General features: G+C 66.8%; 18 protein-coding genes and 1 riboswitch. Of the genes, 3 read left to right on the top strand and 15 right to left on the bottom strand.

Features of this window, described 5'->3' with window-relative positions; genetic code table 11:
- Positions 1-3: 3 nt before the first annotated feature.
- The 4 genes from F753_RS28060 to F753_RS28075 all read right to left on the bottom strand — a co-directional run bounded on the left by F753_RS28060 (position 4) and on the right by F753_RS28075 (position 3,228).
- Positions 4-780 (bottom strand): HvfC/BufC N-terminal domain-containing protein, encoded by a 777-nt coding sequence (locus tag F753_RS28060; protein ID WP_023444058.1) that lies wholly within the window; start codon positions 778-780, stop codon positions 4-6.
- A complete protein-coding gene (gene bufB, locus F753_RS28065) occupies positions 777-1,643 on the bottom strand; it encodes an MNIO family bufferin maturase (RefSeq protein WP_483414611.1) in 867 nt (288 codons plus the stop codon). Before bufB ends, F753_RS28060 begins: the two co-directional genes overlap by 4 nt.
- 104 nt (positions 1,644-1,747) lie before the next feature.
- Entirely contained in the window at positions 1,748-2,833 is a 1,086-nt protein-coding gene (locus F753_RS28070; protein WP_011913346.1) for an IS5-like element ISPst12 family transposase, read from the bottom strand.
- Positions 2,834-2,955: 122 nt separating this feature from the next.
- The gene (locus F753_RS28075; protein WP_023444060.1) at positions 2,956-3,228 is read right to left on the bottom strand and encodes a BufA1 family periplasmic bufferin-type metallophore; all 273 of its coding nucleotides are present in this window, start codon (positions 3,226-3,228) and stop codon (positions 2,956-2,958) included.
- Positions 3,229-3,419: 191 nt separating this feature from the next.
- On the opposite strand from F753_RS28075, the gene F753_RS28080 reads away from it, so the two are divergent.
- The 3 genes from F753_RS28080 to F753_RS28090 are packed head-to-tail and all read left to right on the top strand — an operon-like array spanning position 3,420 to position 5,603.
- Positions 3,420-3,989 carry a sigma-70 family RNA polymerase sigma factor gene (locus F753_RS28080; protein ID WP_023444061.1) on the top strand — a complete coding sequence of 190 codons (570 nt, stop codon included), beginning with the start codon at positions 3,420-3,422 and terminating at the stop codon, positions 3,987-3,989.
- On the top strand, positions 3,986-4,627 hold the full coding sequence (locus tag F753_RS28085; protein WP_023444062.1) for a DUF1109 domain-containing protein: 642 nt from the start codon (positions 3,986-3,988) through the stop codon (positions 4,625-4,627). The genes F753_RS28080 and F753_RS28085 overlap by 4 nt, the downstream gene beginning before the upstream one ends.
- A 58-nt stretch (positions 4,628-4,685) precedes the next feature.
- Positions 4,686-5,603 carry a LysR family transcriptional regulator gene (locus F753_RS28090; protein WP_003281899.1) on the top strand — a complete coding sequence of 306 codons (918 nt, stop codon included), beginning with the start codon at positions 4,686-4,688 and terminating at the stop codon, positions 5,601-5,603.
- 312 nt (positions 5,604-5,915) lie between these two features.
- Here F753_RS28090 and F753_RS28095 read toward each other — a convergent pair whose 3' ends face one another.
- The 11 genes from F753_RS28095 to F753_RS28145 form a co-directional block, all read right to left on the bottom strand.
- Complete coding sequence (locus F753_RS28095) at positions 5,916-7,175, bottom strand: D-amino acid dehydrogenase (protein WP_023444063.1); 1,260 nt, start codon at positions 7,173-7,175, stop codon at positions 5,916-5,918.
- 159 nt (positions 7,176-7,334) lie between these two features.
- Positions 7,335-7,422: riboswitch (glycine riboswitch) on the bottom strand.
- A 159-nt stretch (positions 7,423-7,581) separates the two neighbouring features.
- Positions 7,582-9,504, bottom strand: a complete 1,923-nt coding sequence (locus F753_RS28100; RefSeq protein ID WP_023444064.1) for a HAMP domain-containing methyl-accepting chemotaxis protein — start codon at positions 9,502-9,504, stop codon at positions 7,582-7,584.
- 79 nt (positions 9,505-9,583) lie between these two features.
- Positions 9,584-10,348, bottom strand: a complete 765-nt coding sequence (gene madM, locus F753_RS28105; RefSeq protein WP_031297191.1) for a malonate transporter subunit MadM — start codon at positions 10,346-10,348, stop codon at positions 9,584-9,586.
- A gap of 5 nt (positions 10,349-10,353) precedes the next feature.
- Complete coding sequence (madL, locus tag F753_RS28110) at positions 10,354-10,767, bottom strand: malonate transporter subunit MadL (protein WP_023444066.1); 414 nt, start codon at positions 10,765-10,767, stop codon at positions 10,354-10,356.
- A gap of 120 nt (positions 10,768-10,887) precedes the next feature.
- On the bottom strand, positions 10,888-11,814 hold the full coding sequence (gene mdcH / locus F753_RS28115; protein ID WP_023444067.1) for a malonate decarboxylase subunit epsilon: 927 nt from the start codon (positions 11,812-11,814) through the stop codon (positions 10,888-10,890).
- Positions 11,811-12,428 (bottom strand): malonate decarboxylase holo-ACP synthase, encoded by a 618-nt coding sequence (locus F753_RS28120; protein WP_023444068.1) that lies wholly within the window; start codon positions 12,426-12,428, stop codon positions 11,811-11,813. Before F753_RS28120 ends, mdcH begins: the two co-directional genes overlap by 4 nt.
- Positions 12,429-12,499: 71 nt before the next feature.
- On the bottom strand, positions 12,500-13,285 hold the full coding sequence (gene mdcE, locus F753_RS28125; protein ID WP_023444069.1) for a biotin-independent malonate decarboxylase subunit gamma: 786 nt from the start codon (positions 13,283-13,285) through the stop codon (positions 12,500-12,502).
- Complete coding sequence (locus F753_RS28130; protein ID WP_023444070.1) at positions 13,282-14,148, bottom strand: biotin-independent malonate decarboxylase subunit beta; 867 nt, start codon at positions 14,146-14,148, stop codon at positions 13,282-13,284. Before F753_RS28130 ends, mdcE begins: the two co-directional genes overlap by 4 nt.
- Positions 14,141-14,440 carry a malonate decarboxylase subunit delta gene (locus F753_RS28135; RefSeq protein WP_003281886.1) on the bottom strand — a complete coding sequence of 100 codons (300 nt, stop codon included), beginning with the start codon at positions 14,438-14,440 and terminating at the stop codon, positions 14,141-14,143. The genes F753_RS28130 and F753_RS28135 overlap by 8 nt, the downstream gene beginning before the upstream one ends.
- 2 nt (positions 14,441-14,442) lie before the next feature.
- Positions 14,443-15,315, bottom strand: coding sequence for a triphosphoribosyl-dephospho-CoA synthase (locus tag F753_RS28140; RefSeq protein WP_023444071.1), 873 nt, complete (start codon positions 15,313-15,315; stop codon positions 14,443-14,445).
- A partial coding sequence (locus F753_RS28145) for a malonate decarboxylase subunit alpha (protein WP_023444072.1) occupies positions 15,315-16,344 on the bottom strand: 1,030 nt, incomplete at its 5' end. The genes F753_RS28140 and F753_RS28145, both read right to left, overlap by 1 nt.

Consider the following 16,344-nt stretch of genomic DNA (forward strand, 5'->3'; position numbering starts at 1 on the left):
TCCTCATGTGGACGGCGTCGTCGGCACCAGCGCGGCGAACGCGCCTGCCGCCAGCAGCCGGCCTAGCAGGTCGTTGAAGTCGAGTTGCGGTTGAGCCGCCAGCGCCTGTTCCGAGGCCTGCTCCAGCGAGCGGCCAGCGGCACAGGCGTCGAGAAATGCACAGCCGCCGCGTTCGAGTGGCTGCCAGCCGATGCGGCCGGCGCTTCGGCTCAGCAGTGCCCCTTCGCCTTGCCAGACCAGCTCTGCCGGCAGCTGGCGTCCTTCACGGGTGCAACTCCAGATGCTGAAAACCGGCAGCTCGGCGAACCACCGCCAACGCAGCGCAGCGCGCGGAACGAGCGTCTGCCGGGCCAGCTGCTGCGGGGTGTGCGTCGCCAGGGCAGCGAGGGCGAGAACGGGTTGCTCCACGGCGCTGAATGCCTCGAGCCAGAGCCGCTCCAACTGCGCGACGCCAGACAGATAGGGCAGCTCGCGCGCCGGTTCGAAATCCTGCAGGAAGGCCGGAAAATCCTCACCGTACTCAAGCAAAGGGCCACGGCGCGGCGGCTTCTCGCGCGCGTACAGCGCCGCGGCGGCAGCAAACCACTCCTCCCCCACCAGTCGTTCGATGGCAGGGAAATTGGCGCGCAGCGCATCGACACAACCCTTCGCCAGCGTATTGCGGTACACCGCGAAACCGGGCTGCGCGACCAGCGCAGCGACCTCGCCCGCCGCACTATCGGGCGCGTCGGTCAGCGCGGCGACGAAGGCGTCCTGAAATGCCGCCAGCGAGCCGCTCATTGCCAGGCCCTCACTTCATCGAGCACCTGCTGGGCACGGGTGCGCTCGGCCAGCAGCGTCTCGAAGGGGGGCAGCTTGTCGTCGCGTTCGATCAACGTCGGGCGCGGGCCGATACGCTCGATCAGTTGCCGATAGAGCGCCCAGACCGCCGCGTCCACCGGTGCATCGTGGGAGTCGATCAGCAGCGAGGATGCGTCATCCTGGCTGTGCCCGGCAAGGTGGACCTCCATGATCGGCGCGGCGGGAAAACACCGCAGGTACGCGTCGGCATCGAAACCCAGGTTGTGCGCGCTGACCTGCACGTTGTTGACGTCCAGCAGCAAGCCGCAGCCGGTGCGCTGGCTGAGCTCGGCGAGAAAATCGATCTCGTCCCATTCATGTTGCTCGAAGCGCAGGTAATGGCTGGGATTCTCGATGGCGATGCGCTGCCCAAGCATCTCCTGGGTGCGCTCGATGTTCTCCGCGATTCGCCGCAGCGCCGCCATCGTCCGCGGAAATGGCAACAGATCAGGATGGTAATTGCCGCGCCAGCTCGACCAGGCCAGGTGTTCGGAGATCAACGCCGGCCGCACACGTTCGGCCAGCGCCTTGAGCCGCTGCAGGTGCGTCTCATCCGGCGCACAGTCGGCAGCCAGCGACAGCGACACACCGTGCAGCGACAGCGGGTGCTGCGCGCCCACTGCCTCCAGCCAGTCGAGCCGTGGGCCGCCGCCGACCATGTAGTTTTCCGGATGGACCTCGAACCACAGCCCGTCCGCCACGCAGGCGCAGGCGTCCGTGTAATGCTCGGGTTTTAGCCCTAGCAGGCCGTTGAAAAACTCGGCTTCAACTGCCCCAACCCGTCCGGTTTGGCGCTTTTTCAAGCGCTTTGGCCTAACGGAGTCCACACAAGGCCTGACTTCAGGCCTTTTTGACAGGTTTCAGCACCACGTTCACGCCTTTCGGCGTTTTTTGGGCGTAACTCGCCCTATACATGCGATCCTCGCCACCAACCCGACAGGCTACCCAGTCGGATCAGGTTGTAGACCGAGAAACCCAGCAATAACTGAGCACTCAGCTTGGCGCGACCGATCAGCTTGGTCTTGCGCAGGCCGCCAACCGTCTTCAGCCAGCCAAAACCTTCTTCGATCCGCTTGCGGATCTTCTGGCTGGCGGCATACCCCGGATGCCGCGTGGTGCGCCCATCGATGGCGCTGCCCTTGCGCTTCTGCGCCACATGCGGTGTCACTTTCAGCTCGCGCGCCCTCTGCACGAAACGCTTCTGGTCGTAATTCTTGTCTGCACCTACCGTGCTGCCCGGCTTGGCCGTGCGCTCCAGCATCTCCAGCGCCGCCTCTACCTCGGCACGTCCATTGAACTCGGTGCATTCCACATCCACGATCAGACCGTTGCGGTGCTCCATCATCGTGTGGGCCATGTGCGCCAGACGACTGGCATCGCCATTGCTCTTGCGCGCCAGCCGGGCCTCGGGATCGCTGGTCGATTGGTGGGTCGCGTTGCTGCGCTTCTCGCCCTTGAAGTCGGCATCGGGGTTGCGCGTGCCATCCTCCGGTGGGTCGCCGCCATCCTTCTTGATAAAGGACTTGTGCGAGGCCCAGGCGTCGATCAGCGTGCCATCGACGCTGAAATGCTCGTTGCTGGCGTACTCGGACCATGCGGCCAGCGACTTGATGCGCTGGAAGAACAGCCGCGCTACATCCTGGTTGAACAAGCGGTCACGGTTCTGGCTGAAGGTCGAGTGATCCCACATGCGCTCGTCCATCGACAAGCCGACGAACCAGCGAAACAGCAGGTTGAAATCAATCTGCTCGACCAACTGCCGCTCGGAGCGAATGGTGTAAATCACCTGCAGCAACGAGGCGCGCAGCAGCCGCTCCGGCGCAATCGAGGCCCGTCCCAGGGTGGAGTACAGCCCGTCGAAGTCCCGATCCATCGAAGCCAGAACGGTATCGACCAGGCCTCGCAGGGGACGCAGCGGGTGATCGTTCGGGATGCGCTGCTCCAGCGTCGTATAACTGAACAGCTCGTTTTGTTTGAGGTCGAGTCCACGCATCGGCTTGGGCTGGCTTCGGCAGAAGAGGATGGCCGCCATTTTGCCAGAGCCACGCGGGCTCTGGCTTTTTTCAACGGCCTGCTAGTCCTGCTCCGAGAATCTGCATGGCCGGCACGCTAGGCTCAGCGCTCGACCGGCGTCAGCGAGCCCATTCCCTTGGGCGTCTCGATCGAGGTGCAGGTACCGACGGGCACCAGTTTCCATGCGTTGCCTTGGTAATCGCGCTTGGAACTGCCGGCGCAACTGGTGCCGGCACCGGCCTTGCAATCGTTCTGTCCGGCCAGCGCGACGCCGTAGCATTTTTCCATGTCGCCTTTGTCGTTCTCGCCTGCCTGAGCGCCAGCGGCGATCGAAGCCAGGGCAATGGCGGCAGCCGCAAGGTTGAGAGCCTTCATGTTGGATTCTCCGCAATCGTTGAGTGGCCATCGGCGAATCTGCAGATGGCTCTTCAGGTAATTCGCTGCGTCAGTCGTGGTGGTTACAGTCAGCAAAAAATTATTTTGAGATTTCCTCGCGACGTCCCTACCGTGACCCTGGTCGACGGGCGGCGGACATTTCGCGATTCCACCTGTAACCAGAGCAGCCGATGGAACGAATTACCTCTCAGGAGACACTCCAGGCCCGCGAGAACGAGCTGCGCGCGCTGCTGCTGCGCGGGCTCGATGGCAATGCGAAGGCCTACCGGGCATTCCTCGACCAGCTCGGCGGCCATCTGCGCGGTTTTCTGCGTCGCCGCCTGCCGCAGCCGGACGAGCTGGAAGATGTGCTGCAGGAGGTTCTGCTGGCCGTACACAATGCGCGGCAGACCTATCGTGCGGAGCAGCCGCTGACGGTCTGGGTGCAGGCGATCTGTCGCTACAAGCTGGCCGACCACTACCGCACCCGTGGCCGTCAGGCCGCGCAGACGGACTGGCTGGACGAGGCCGACGAGCTGCTCGCCGTACAGGACAACGCGCAGGCCGAGGCCCGCCGCGACCTGGGCAAGCTGCTCCAGCAGCTGCCGCCACGCCAGCGACTACCCATCGTTCACGTCAAACTGGAGGGCCGCTCGGTGGAAGAAACTGCGCGTCTGACCGGGCTTTCCAGCTCGGCGATCAAGGTCGGCATCCATCGCGGGCTCAAGGCCCTGGCGGCGAAGATTCGAGGTGGCTCATGAAAACCGATGACCTGATCGCCCTACTCGCCAGCGAGGTTGCACCGGTGGACCGGCACGTCGTCGCCAAGCGCTTCGCCACGGCGCTGCTGTGCGGCCTGGCCGGCGCGCTGTTGCTGATCGTGACGGGTTATGGCATCCGCGCAGACCTGGCGGTGATCGCCACCACGCCGCTGTTCTGGGCCAAGCTGGCACTGCCGGCGACCCTGCTCTTCGGTGCGCTGTTGCTGACCACGCGCATGGCCCGCCCCGGCACGCGGGTGGGTCGTAGCTGGGCGCTGCTGGCGGCACCGGTGGTGATCGTCTGGGTCGCCGCACTGACGATTCTGATTGCCGCCCCGGCCGACACGCGCGTGCCGCTGCTGCTCGGCAACACCTGGCGCGAGTGCCTGGCGAATATCGCGCTGCTGTCGATCCCCGCCTTCATCGCCGCGTTCTGGGCGTTGCGCGGGCTGGCACCGACGCGCCCGCGCCTGGCCGGCGGCGCTGCCGGCCTGCTCGCCGGCAGCATCGCGGCCCTCGCCTACAGCCTGCACTGCCCGGAGATGGCGGTGCCGTTCTGGGCGCTCTGGTACCTGCTCGGCATCTTGCTGCCCGGCGTGCTTGGTACACTCCTCGGGCCGCGCCTGCTGCGCTGGTGAGGCGCCGCAGTGCGCCCTCGTCCGGCATAATCGTCGACCCGCCCGCGGAGCCGAAGCCATGCAGATCGACGAAGAACTGACCCTGAAGAAGCTGGAAGTGTTTCTGGCCTTCATGCGCAGCGGCAATCTGGGCAAGGCCGCGGTGGAGCTGAACACCAGCAACGTCAGCGTGCACCGCGCCATCCACTCCCTAGAAAGCGCGCTGCGCTGCCCGCTGTTCAAGCACGAGGGGCGCAACCTGATCCCGCTGGAAAGCGCCTACGTGCTGGAAGAGCGCGCCCAGCAGCTGGTCAAGGACGTGCTCGAGACGGTGCGCCAGACCCGCGAAGCCGCCGGCTTCTCGGCCGAGCGCTTCAAGCTCGGCGCGCTGTATTCGCTGACGGTGAAGACCGTGCCGCAGCTGATCATGGGTCTGAAACTGCGCCGCAGCGAACTCAACATCGACCTGATCCTCGGCTCCAACGTCGACCTGCTCTACAAGCTGAAGAACATGGAGCTCGACGCCATCCTGGTGTCGCTCAACGAAAGCGTGGCAGACTCGGACTGCGCGCAGGTGCAGCTGTTTTCCGACGACATCTTCCTCGCCGCGCCGGCCGACTCGCCCTTCGCCAATCAGAGCGAGGTGGACCTCAGCGACCTGCGCGACGCCACTTTCATCACCCTGTCGCAGGGCTTCGCCACCCACCAGGACGGCAACCGGGTGTTCCAGCTGGCGGGCTTCGAGCCGAAGGTGGCGATGCAGGTGAACGACATATTCACCCTGCTCAGCATGGTCAATTCCGGGGTCGGTTACGCATTGCTGCCAGGGCGCGTGGGGATGGTCTACGAATCGCGGGTGCGGCTGATCCCACTACAGGCGCGTTATCACCTGCAGCAGCACATCGGCGTGGTGTTCCTCAAGGCCAAGGAGCGCGACCCCAACCTGCTGGCGCTGCTCGCCGAATGCCGGATGTACAGCTTGAAACATCCGAGCTGAAGCGGCGTCCGCATGCGGCCGAGCGGGACGGGAAGATGATTAGATAGGCGCCGCAGCGGTGGAAGAGGCTTCGCCGTCTTCCACTCTACGACCGCTGTGTTGGGCGACGTAGGGTGGATAACGCGAAGCTTATCCACGCAGTCTTTCGCAACGCCGCAGGATTACGATGACGCCCGAGCCCCACATGGCCAATCAACGCAAGGCCGGAACGCACAAGCCTACACCCGACGTGAAGCCAGCCACACCGTGGGTGCAGAGCCGGCGCGCAACGGTGGAAGAGGCTTCGCCGTCTTCCACCCTGCGACCGCCGCATTAGGCGACGGCTGTCTGCCCGGATGCGACCGGAGCCGGCCGGCCCAGGCTTTGCGCCACCACGTCACCGACCATGTCCGCGGTGATCGCGCTCAACGTCCAGCCAAGGTGCCCGTGGCCGGTGTTGTAGAACACGCAGGGCGAACTGCCACGGCCGACCTTGGGCATCATGTTCGGCATCATCGGCCGCAGGCCGGCCCAGGGCACTACGCTGCGGGTGTTGACGCCGGGGAAGCACTGGTTGACCCAGTCCACCAGCGGGCGGATGCGATCGGCACGGATGTCGCGGTTGTAGCCGTTGAACTCGGCGGTGCCGGCGACGCGGAAGCGATCATCACCGAGGCGACTGCTGACCAGCTTGGTTTCGTCATCGAGCAGGCTGACGATGGGAGCCGAGGCGCGGCTGACTTCGTCGGCCAGGTTGACGGTGATCGAGTAGCCCTTGACCGGATAGATGTTCACCCGGTCGCCGAGCTGCGCGGCGAGATCGCGGCTGGCGGTGCCGGCGCAGATCACCAGGCCGTCGAACTCCAGGCGCTCGCCACCGGCAACGCCGCCCAGCGTCACGGTCGCGCGCTTGCCGTCAGTGGCCACCGCCTGCACGTCCTCGCCATACAAACAACGCACCCCGAGCCGCTCGATCGCCGTGGCCAGGCCATGGGTGAACTTGTGGATGTCGCCGGTGGAATCGCACTCGGTGAAGTAGCCACCGTAGTAGGTGCCGGCCAGGGTCGGCTCGATGGCGCGCATTTCCTCCGGCGTCACGCTGCGCCGCGGCAGGCCGCCTTCAGCGAGCAGGCGTGAGACCAGCCCGGCATGCTCGAAACCGGCCTTGTCGCGGTAGATGTGCAGGATGCCCTTCTTTTTCAGGTCGAAGTCGATGCCTTCGGCTTCTGCCCAGGCGAACAGGTGCTCGCGCGCGGCGATGGCCAGGCGTGCGGTTTCGATGGTGTTCTGCCGGTAATTGGGAATCGAGCCGATGAACTCGGCGAACCAGGAGAGCTTGTGCCAGCTGGGCTTGGGATTGACCAACAGCGGCGCGTCGCTCTTGAGCATCCACTTGAGACCCTTGACGATGGTCGACCAGTGGTTCCAGACCTCGGCATTGGAGGCCGACAGCTGGCCGCCGTTGGCGAACGAGGTTTCCATCGCCGCGTAACGGTGCTTTTCCAGCAGGGTGACGGAGAAGCCGCGCTTGGCCAGGGCATAGGCGGTGGTGACGCCAGTGATACCGCCACCGATGACTGCGATTGTTTTCATTGTTGTCGCTCCAGAACGTCAGGGGGTCATAGCCCGTGCGCCCAACGCGCGGCGGGCGCCCCCTCTGTTCTGGACCTGAGAGATTCACGAGCGCGTGACGGCTCGCTTGCTCCTTCGGTGCGCCCGGCGACGAAAACCGGGCGGCTCTTCAGAGTGTCAGCAGTGATAGCGGTCCTTTTGCCTGAGAGTTTCCGGGGCGGTTGCTCCTTCGGCGCTGCCATGCGGCAGTCTCTCCCGCAATCACATCGATTCGCGTCGACCGCCAGCTGTGGCAAATCGTCACGCAATCGCAGAGACACCCTGCCAGAAAAACCTACCGCTGTAACCCCCGACGTTGGGCCGAGGAGACGAGAGGCCGGGCGAAGGGCGCAGCAGATCGCACCCCGCACCGGCTGTGCGGATCGCTTCAGACCTGGAAGCGCGCGGTCAGCTCCTGCAGCTCGCTGCCCAGCCGCGCCAGCTGCACCGTCGAGGCCGCGGTCTGCTGCGCTGCGGCGGCCGACTGCTCGGCCACATCGCGCACGCTGAGCACGCTGCGGTTGATGTCTTCGGCCACCGAGCTCTGCTCCTCCGATGCCGTGGCGATCTGCAGGTTCATCGCCTGGATGGTCGAGATCGTGCGGGTAATGGCCTGCAGCTCGTCGCCGACATCACGCGCCAGCCTGACCGTCTCATCGGCCAGGCCACGGCTGCTGTCCATCAGCGACGAGGCATGCAGCGCGCCCTTCTGCAGATTGCCGATCAGCTCCTCGATCTGCGCCGTCGACTGCTGCGTGCGCAACGCCAGGCCGCGCACCTCGTCGGCCACCACGGCGAAACCGCGACCGGCGTCACCAGCGCGGGCCGCCTCGATGGCGGCATTGAGGGCGAGCAGGTTGGTCTGTTCGGCAATGCCGTTGATCACCGTGAGCACGGTGCTGATGCCCGCCGTTTCCTGGTTCAGCTGCGCCATTGCCTCGGCCGACAGCCCGACCTGGGAGGACAGGCGGTCTATCTGCGTCAGGGCCCGCTGCACCACCACATCACCCTGCGCCGCCTGGCGATCGGCATGCTGCGCGGCGCTGGACGCCTCGTCGGCATTGCGCGCCACCTCCTGCACGGTCGCGGCCATCTCGTGCATGGCGGTAGCGACCTGATCGGTTTCCAGGCGCTGGCTCTGGATGCCCGCGCTAGTCTGTTCGGTCACCGCCGAAAGCTCCTCCGCCGCGCTGGCCAGCTGGCCGGTGATGCCGCTCATGCGGCCGATCAGGTCACGCAGATTGTCACGGGTGCGGTCCAGCGCATCGAGCAGCTGACCGAACTCGTCGCTGCGCTGCTGTCGCGGCTGCTCGGTCATGTCGCCGGCACCGATGCGCGCGGCGATCGCCACGGCCTGTGCCAGCGGTTGCGTCAGCTGACGCACGATGAGCCAGCTGATCAGCGATCCCAGCGCCACCGCCAGCAGTGTGATTGCCAGCAGCAGCGCCTTTTTCTGCCCGGCTTCGGCGCTGCGCTTGTCGGTCTGGGTCTGCACGATTTCGCTGGTGTTGCGGTAGATGCTGTCGAAGATGCTCTGCATTTCTTCGCGCGCCTGCGCCTGGGCGGCGACGATCGGCGGCAGCTGGCCGAACTGGCGGATATAGGTCGCCACCGAGTCACGCAGAGGCTGCAGATCGACGCCGGGGGTACCGGCCAGCTGGGCATCCAGCCTGTCCACCGCCGCCTGCAGCGTGCTGAACTGTTGCTGCAATTGCTGCAGCGACTGCTCGGTCTCGGTCATCAGGTAGCCGCGCACCATGAAGCGCACCATGCGGTTGTGCTTGGAAACTTCACCGGCCTGCAGGCCGATGGCTGCGCTACGCGGATCCTCATGCATGACCGGTGCGTCCGGCGTGCCGGACCAGCGCGCCTCCAGCTCGGCGATCAGTGCATCGGACGTGTTGCCGGCCTCGACCCAACTACTGCGCGTCTTCACCTTGCGCTCCCAGAGCCCGGCCAGTTCGAGAAAGCGCTGGCGGTAGTGCTGGGCCTCACTGGCGATGGCGTCCAGGCGCTGCAGGTCCTGCGGATCGCTGAATTCAGCCTTCTGCTGCTGCACCAGCTCGACGACCCGGGCCACCGACTGCTCGACCGCTTCCACATGACGGGGATCGCCGCGGGTCTCAAAGCTGATCTGGGCGTAACGGATGCGATTGGCCTCGTCGAGCAGCCTGGCTGCGCTCTGCGCCTTGTCGCTGCGAGAGATCAATGCATCCATGCCATAGATACCGATCAGTGCGACGGCGATGGTCAGTGCCAGAACGGCGGCGAAGCCAAGGGCCAGTTTGTGGCTGACCTTGAGAGAGTTCATCTTTCGGCATTCCTTGATGAACGCAAACGCGCCCTGACGGGCGCGCTGCGTATGGCGGGGAACTACAGCGGGGGGCAGCTCAGCCCAACAATCCGCGCATGACGAAGAACAGCAGCGATGGCCCGAGCAGGCAGCCCAGCGCGGTGTAGAAAGCCGCAGTCAGGCAGCCGTAAGGCACCAGGCGGGCATCGGTGGCCGCCAGGCCGCCGGCCACGCCGCTGGAGGTGCCGATCAGGCCGCCGAAGATCACCGCCGAGCGCGGGTTGTTCAGGCCGATCAGCGGGGCGACGAAGGGCGTGGCCACCATCACCAGGATCGCCTTGACCAGGCCGGCGGCGATCGACAGCGCCATGACCTCGGAGCTGGCGCCGATCGCCGCGCCGGTAACCGGGCCGACGATGTAGGTCACCGCACCGGTGCCGATGGTGGTGAGGCTGACCGCATCGGTGTAGCCGAAGGCGATGGCCACCGCGACACCGGCAATGAACGAGGAGAACACGCCGACGAACAGCGCCAGCACGCCCACCATCCCGGCCCGCTTGAGCTCTTCGACGCTGACGCCGAAACCGGTGGCGACGATGGCGAAGTCACGCAGCATGGCGCCGCCGAGCAGGCCGATGCCGGAGAACAGCGCGATATCCACCAGGCCCTTCTGCCCGCCAGTCACCACGCCGCCGATGTAGGAGAGCAAGAGGCCGATGAGGATGGCCACCGCCGAGCCGTGCAGACGGCCCTTGGTGAGCTTGTCCGACAGCCAGTAGGACAGCCACATGGTTGCGCCGATGAGGGCGAAGCCGCTGATCATGCCGTAGCCGGTGACCACTTTCATGAGCGATTCGTACATGGCCATTACCCCCGTGCGCTGCTGGTGGTGGGCTTGGCGGTGGCAACCGGCTCGGCCTCAGACTTTTTTCGGCCGATGCGGTCCAGCACCGGGACCAGGGCGAAGGCCAATACCACCGCGGCGATGCCGGCGAGAATCGCCATCGGGCCGCCGGACAGCGCGCCGTAGACGTTCTGCTGCGCGGCCATGGCGACCACGATCGGGATGTAGACGGCGCTCCAGAACTTCACGCCCTGTTCGGTTTCCGGCTTGAACAGGCCGCGGTTCTTCAGGTAACTGCCGACGAGGATGAGCAGCACCATGGCGATGCCGACGCCACCGACGTTGGCCGGTACGCCGATCAGCTTGCCGAGCAGCTCGCCGACGAAGATGCCGGTGAGGGTACACAAGGCCAGGAAGGCCACACCAAAGATGATCATTGTTCTTGTCCTTTTGGTTGCGCCGGCCTGCAGAGGGCTTGGCGCGTGTTGTCGAGGTCGTTGTTGTTATCCATCGATCAGCCGCGAGTAAGGCTTGCTCGCGCTGAATGTGCACGCGGTCTATCGGCTCTGGCTGCCCTCCCGACGCAGCAAGGCATCCAGCGTATCGAGCCGGGCGCCATCGAAGGCGACCAGCGTACCTTGTTCGAAAACCCGTCGTGCCAGCCCGGTCAGTACCGAGCCCGGCGGCAGTTCGACGTGCAGCCGCACACCGCGCTCGTAGGCGGTGCGCAGGGTGCCGTGCCAGTCGACGACGCGGCACATGTTGAAGGCCAGGTCGTCGCGCAGGCACTCGCAATCGAATATCGGACGTGCGGACGAGCTGCTCAGATAGCGAATTTGCGGAGCGCGCAGGCTGACGCTGGCGAAGGCTTCGGCGAGCTCACGCGCCGGCTGATCGAGCAACGCGCAGTGCGAGGGCACGCTCATCGCCAGGCGCCGCGCACAGGAGGCGCCGAGAGCCTTGGCGCGGGCGGCGACTGCGGCCATGGCGGCGTCGCTGCCGGCGATGACGAGCTGGTTGTCGGCGTTGATATTGGCCAGGTAGGCGGGCTCCGCGACCTCCGTCAGCAGGCCCTCGACCGTGCCCAGCGACAGGCCGAGGATGGCGGTCATGCCGTAGCCGTGTGGGTAGGCCCGCTGCATCAGCTCGCCACGCAGCGCAACCAGTCGCACCGCATCGCGATAGTCCAGCGCCCCGGCGACCACCGCCGCGGCGTAGGCACCGATGGACAGCCCGGCGACATAGTCCGGCCGCTGGCCATCACGCATCAGCAGCCGCGCTCCGGCGACACCGGCGATCAGCAGGCAAAGCTGCACGGCACGGGTCGATTGCAACGCGTCGGCCGAATCAAGCAGCAGCGCATCCTCACCCAGCACCGCACTGGCCTGCGTCAGGCATTCGTGCACTTCGGGCTCCTGCGGCAGGCGCTGGAGCATGCTGGGTTTCTGCGCGCCCTGACCGGGAAAGGCGAACAGGCTGCTCATGCCGCACGCCCCGCTTGCCAGGGATCGCCGACCAGCCGGGGGCCATCCGCGGTCTTGACCAGCACCCGCGCGCCGTCACCGGCCCATTCCCTGAGCGCCACACCGCCCAGCGGGGTCTCCAGCTGCAGGTCGACGCGGTAGGCGCGGCGTTCCAGCAGCTGCAGCAACGGGCGCGCCTCGCTGCGTGGCAGCGGATGCTCGGTTCTGAGCAGCAGATCGAGATCGCTGTCTGGATGCGCCGTCGGCAGTCCGGTGGCGAGCTGAAAGCCCGCCGAGCCGGTGACGCCCCATACATACCCCAGCGCATCGAGCAACGGGCGTAGCTCGGCCAGCACGCGGAACACCGGCAGATCCTCACTGGCCTGACGAGCGAGCAGATCTTCCGGTGCCAACCGATGAGCGATCGCCTCGACCGGCATCAGCGCGGCCAGGCGTTGATCACGCGTCGCCCCGCGCAACCCGACCGCAACCAGGCCGGCGGCCACACGCGCACGCCGCACAACCACCGGCTGGCCGGCGGCGAGCACGGCCACCGCCCAGGCCGGCGCATCGGCCGGCAGCTGTGCTGGAGTCATGCCCCAGAGCAGGTCGTGGGGGCGAGGTGTGTCGTGCATCTACAGCCTCCTCGTGATTGTTGTTGTCGAGTCGCTGATGGGTTCGGCGGATACCGCCGCTCAGGTGTTCGCTACCACTGCGCGCGCAGCAGCTCGCGCACCCGCGACGACGCCTCGCGGTTCGGCGCGCCCAGACGGCCGCGCAGGTCGCTGCTGCCGCCGATGTCCACCACCGCCTTGTTCAGGCAGTCGCGTACACGCGTCAGATCATCCGCCGAGGGCTGCTCGATGCTGTCCACCGAGAGGGTTTCCCAGAGCAGGCCGAGGGTCGCGTAGTTGTCGATGTCGTAGGCCATCGGCGGCACCGATTCGGCCAGGGCTTCCAGTTCCTCGACGCTGCGCAGGGTGATGCGCGCCGCGGCGGCCTTGCCCATGGCATGCACCATCACGCCCGGATCGCGCAGGGCGATGATCCGCTGGGCCTGATAGCCATGAGCGAGAAAGGCGCCGGACATGGCCTTGCCCACCAGCAGCGCGATCACCGGGTGCCCGGCCAGCCGTGCGCGGGCATAGCCGTCCACCGCACCGGCCAGCGCCTGGTGAATGCCCAGCGCCTCCTCGCGGCGGCCATAGGCCTGGCTCGGCACGTCGACCACGGCGACCACCACACGCTTGTCCGCCCTGTCGCGATCGGCCGCAATCACCTCGTCCAGCGCCTGGCCCAGGGCCCAGCCCTCGAGCAGACCGACCTCGCCATTGCGCGCGCGCGGGAAGGGATTCTCGGCGTCCGGCACCACGGCGATATAACGGGCGGCGCGCTCACCGAGCGTGCCGTCGACCACCTTCACCGAGGCCGGATAGCCCGCCAGTGCCTGACCCCCGGCCAGGGCTTGCAACCAGTTCAGTCCACGGCTCATTGGGCATCTCCTTCGTAGAGGGCACGCACGGCGGCGGCATCGAGCTGCGTGCGGGTGTCGACGTCGGCCAGGCGCTGGAGGTACCAGGCGTGGCGGCGGCTGCGCGGCTGCAGCGGCTTGCCGAGGGCGAACAGTTCGTGCAGTTGCGCGCGGATGGCGTCGGTGTCGTCGGCGACATAGGCGTCTACCAGACCCGAGGCATAGCGCTGCTCGCCGCCGGTCAGGCTCCAGATGAACGGGCGGTCGCGCGAGTCGTACTCGTCGAGGCCCGCTTCCTGCTCAATCACCTGCGGGCCATTGAGGCCGACGCGGGCCTCACGGGTGACGACCAGGTAGCTGCACAGCCCGGCGGCGATGGACATGCCACCGAAGCAGCCGACGGAACCGGCGACCACGCCGATCACCGGCTGGTAGTCGCGCAGCTCGACGATGGCCGCCTGGATCTCGGCGATGGCGGCCAGGCCCAGGTTGGCTTCCTGCAGACGTACGCCGCCGGTTTCCAGCAGGAGCACGGCGCGGGTCGGGATGCCGTTGCGGTTGTCTTCGGCAGCCAGTTCCAGCAAGCCTGCGATCTTCGCGCCGCCGACCTCGCCCATGCTGCCGCCCTGGAAGGCGCCTTCGATGGCGGCGATCACCGCTGGCTGGCCGTCAATGGTGCCCTTGGCGACCACCACGCCGTCGTCGGCCTGGGTGACGATGCCCTGCTTCGGCAGCCAGGGCGAGGTGACGCGATCGAACGGATCGAGCAGTTCGCGGAAGCTGCCTTCGTCCAGCAGCGCGCGGGCACGCTGGCGGGCACCGAGTTCGACGAAGCTGCGCGACGCGAGTAAACGGGCCACGGTGTTAGCGGACACATCAGTCATGGCCGACCTCCTCCAGTCCCTGCTCCAGGCGCAGACGCACTACGCCGGGCGTGGCCCCAAAATCATGAATATCGATGTTCAATGCCGGTGGCGTCTGCTCGCGGAACATCCGCTCGAACAGGCTCTTCCAGCGCTGCTCGGCACCATTGACCGAGGTGACTACCTGGATCGCCAGCTTGCCGGCCTGGCCGGGTTCCAGCAGCACTTCCAGATCGCCCGAGCCGACCACGCCGACCAGGGCCTTGCCGCGGGCGGGTTGCCCGGCGGCGAATTCGAAAGACAGGGTTTCCATGTTCAGTTGCTCCCAGTCGGCGCCGACGCATGCGGCGCCAGGCGGTCGAGGAAAAGGGTGGCGGCCAGGAGGTCGGCGGCGCCTCCCGGCGAGGCGTTGAGGGCGAGCATGTCGCGATCGAGCAGGCGCAGCTGGCGACGACCGGCGAGGCTGGCGGCACCACCGGCTTCGAGCACGGCGCGGGCACCGGCCTGCATGCGGGTCAGCCCTTCAAGACCGGCGCGATGCAGCACGCAGGTGTCGGTCAGGCTGCTCATGATCGCCAGCAGTGCATCGAGCCTGGCGTTCTGCTCGCCGGCGCCGGCGCGGCGACTGGCCTGCAGCTGCGGCAAGCCGTGCTCGATGACCGCGGGAAAGCCGTGCTGCGCCTGTTCGCGGGCGCCAAGCACGCCGTAGCGACGGCAGACCCGCGCGCCGTGGCTGTCCGGGTTGTGCGGCGCGGCCGGGTCGTCCAGCCGCGCCAAGGCGGCCGCGCTGGCGGTGATCCCGCCAGCCGAAGCGCCGCTTTCCAGCATGGCCGCCGCGCTGAGCAGCCCCAGCGCCCAGATCGCGCCGCGATGAGTGTTGACCCCTGCGGTAACGCGCAGCATCTCCGCTTCGCCGTCGCGGCCCAGCTGGCCGAGGGTTTCCCGCAGCGCCTGGCTGACCCGACCTTCGCTCCGCGCGGCATCGGCCATGGCGGCGAACGCCGGCCACAGCGACTGCGCCGAGGCGTGCATCAGCCCCAGGTGCAGATCGCTGTGCGCGCCACTGCCGCGTCGGTCGACCAGCCCCGGCTTGGGCGACAGGTCGGCCTCGTTGACCAGCGCCTGCACCGCCAGATCGGCCAAGCGCTCGGCCGCGGACGGCGCCTGTCGTGCAATGAGTGCGCTCATCACCAGCTCCTGAACTTGGCAGGCGGGTTGTAGAGGCCGCCGGACCACTCCACCAGCTCGGCGATGCTCTTGGCGGCGAGCAGTTCGCGGGTGGCGTCGTTGCGGCGGATGCCGAGGTCTTCCGGCAGGGCGATCAACCCTTCGCGGCGCATGCGCTCGGTGTCCTTCGGGTTGTGCCGCAGGCCGATGCTGGTGACGCCGGCCACCGCGGCGATCATCGCCTGGCGTTCCTCCAGCGAGCGGGCCTTGTACAGGTAGGCGATGCCTTCCTCGGTGAGCAGATGGGTGACGTCGTCGCCGTAGATCATGATCGGCGCCAGCGGCATGCCGCTCTTCTTCGCCACCTCCACCGCATCGAGCTGCTCGACGAAGGTGGGTTTGCCGCCTTCCTGGAAGGTCTCGACCATCTGCACCACGAGCTTCTTGCCGCGCTCGAGCATGGTCACCGGGGCCTCGCCGCCGGGCATGGCCATGTCCAGCCAGGCCGGGGTCGGATGGCGGCGGCCGCGTGGGTCGTGGCCCATGTTCGGCGCACCGCCGAAACCGGCCAGACGCCCGCGGGTGACGGTGGAGGAATGGCCATCACCATCGACCTGCAGGGTGGCGCCGATGAACAGGTCCACGGCGTACTGCCCGGCCAGCTGGCACATCATGCGGTTCGAGCGCATCGAGCCGTCGCGGCCGGTGAAGAACACGTCCGGGCGCTGGGCGATGTAGTTCTCCATGCCCAGCTCGGTGCCGAAGCAATGCACGCTCTCGACCCAGCCAGTCTCGATCGCCGGGATCAGCGTCGGGTGCGGGTTGAGCGTCCAGTTGCGGCAGATCTTGCCTTTCAGGCCGAGGGATTCGCCGTAGGTCGGCAGGATCAGCTCGATGGCGGCGGTGTTGAAACCGATGCCGTGGTTGAGCGACTGCACGTTGTGTTTTTCGTAGATGCCGCGGATCGCCATCATCGCCATCAGCACGTGCACCGGCTTGATGTGGCGCGGGTCGCGGGTGAACAGCGGCTCGATGTAGAACGGCTTTTTC

This window comes from Stutzerimonas chloritidismutans AW-1, from assembly GCF_000495915.1.
Classification (GTDB): Bacteria; Pseudomonadota; Gammaproteobacteria; order Pseudomonadales; family Pseudomonadaceae; genus Stutzerimonas; species Stutzerimonas chloritidismutans.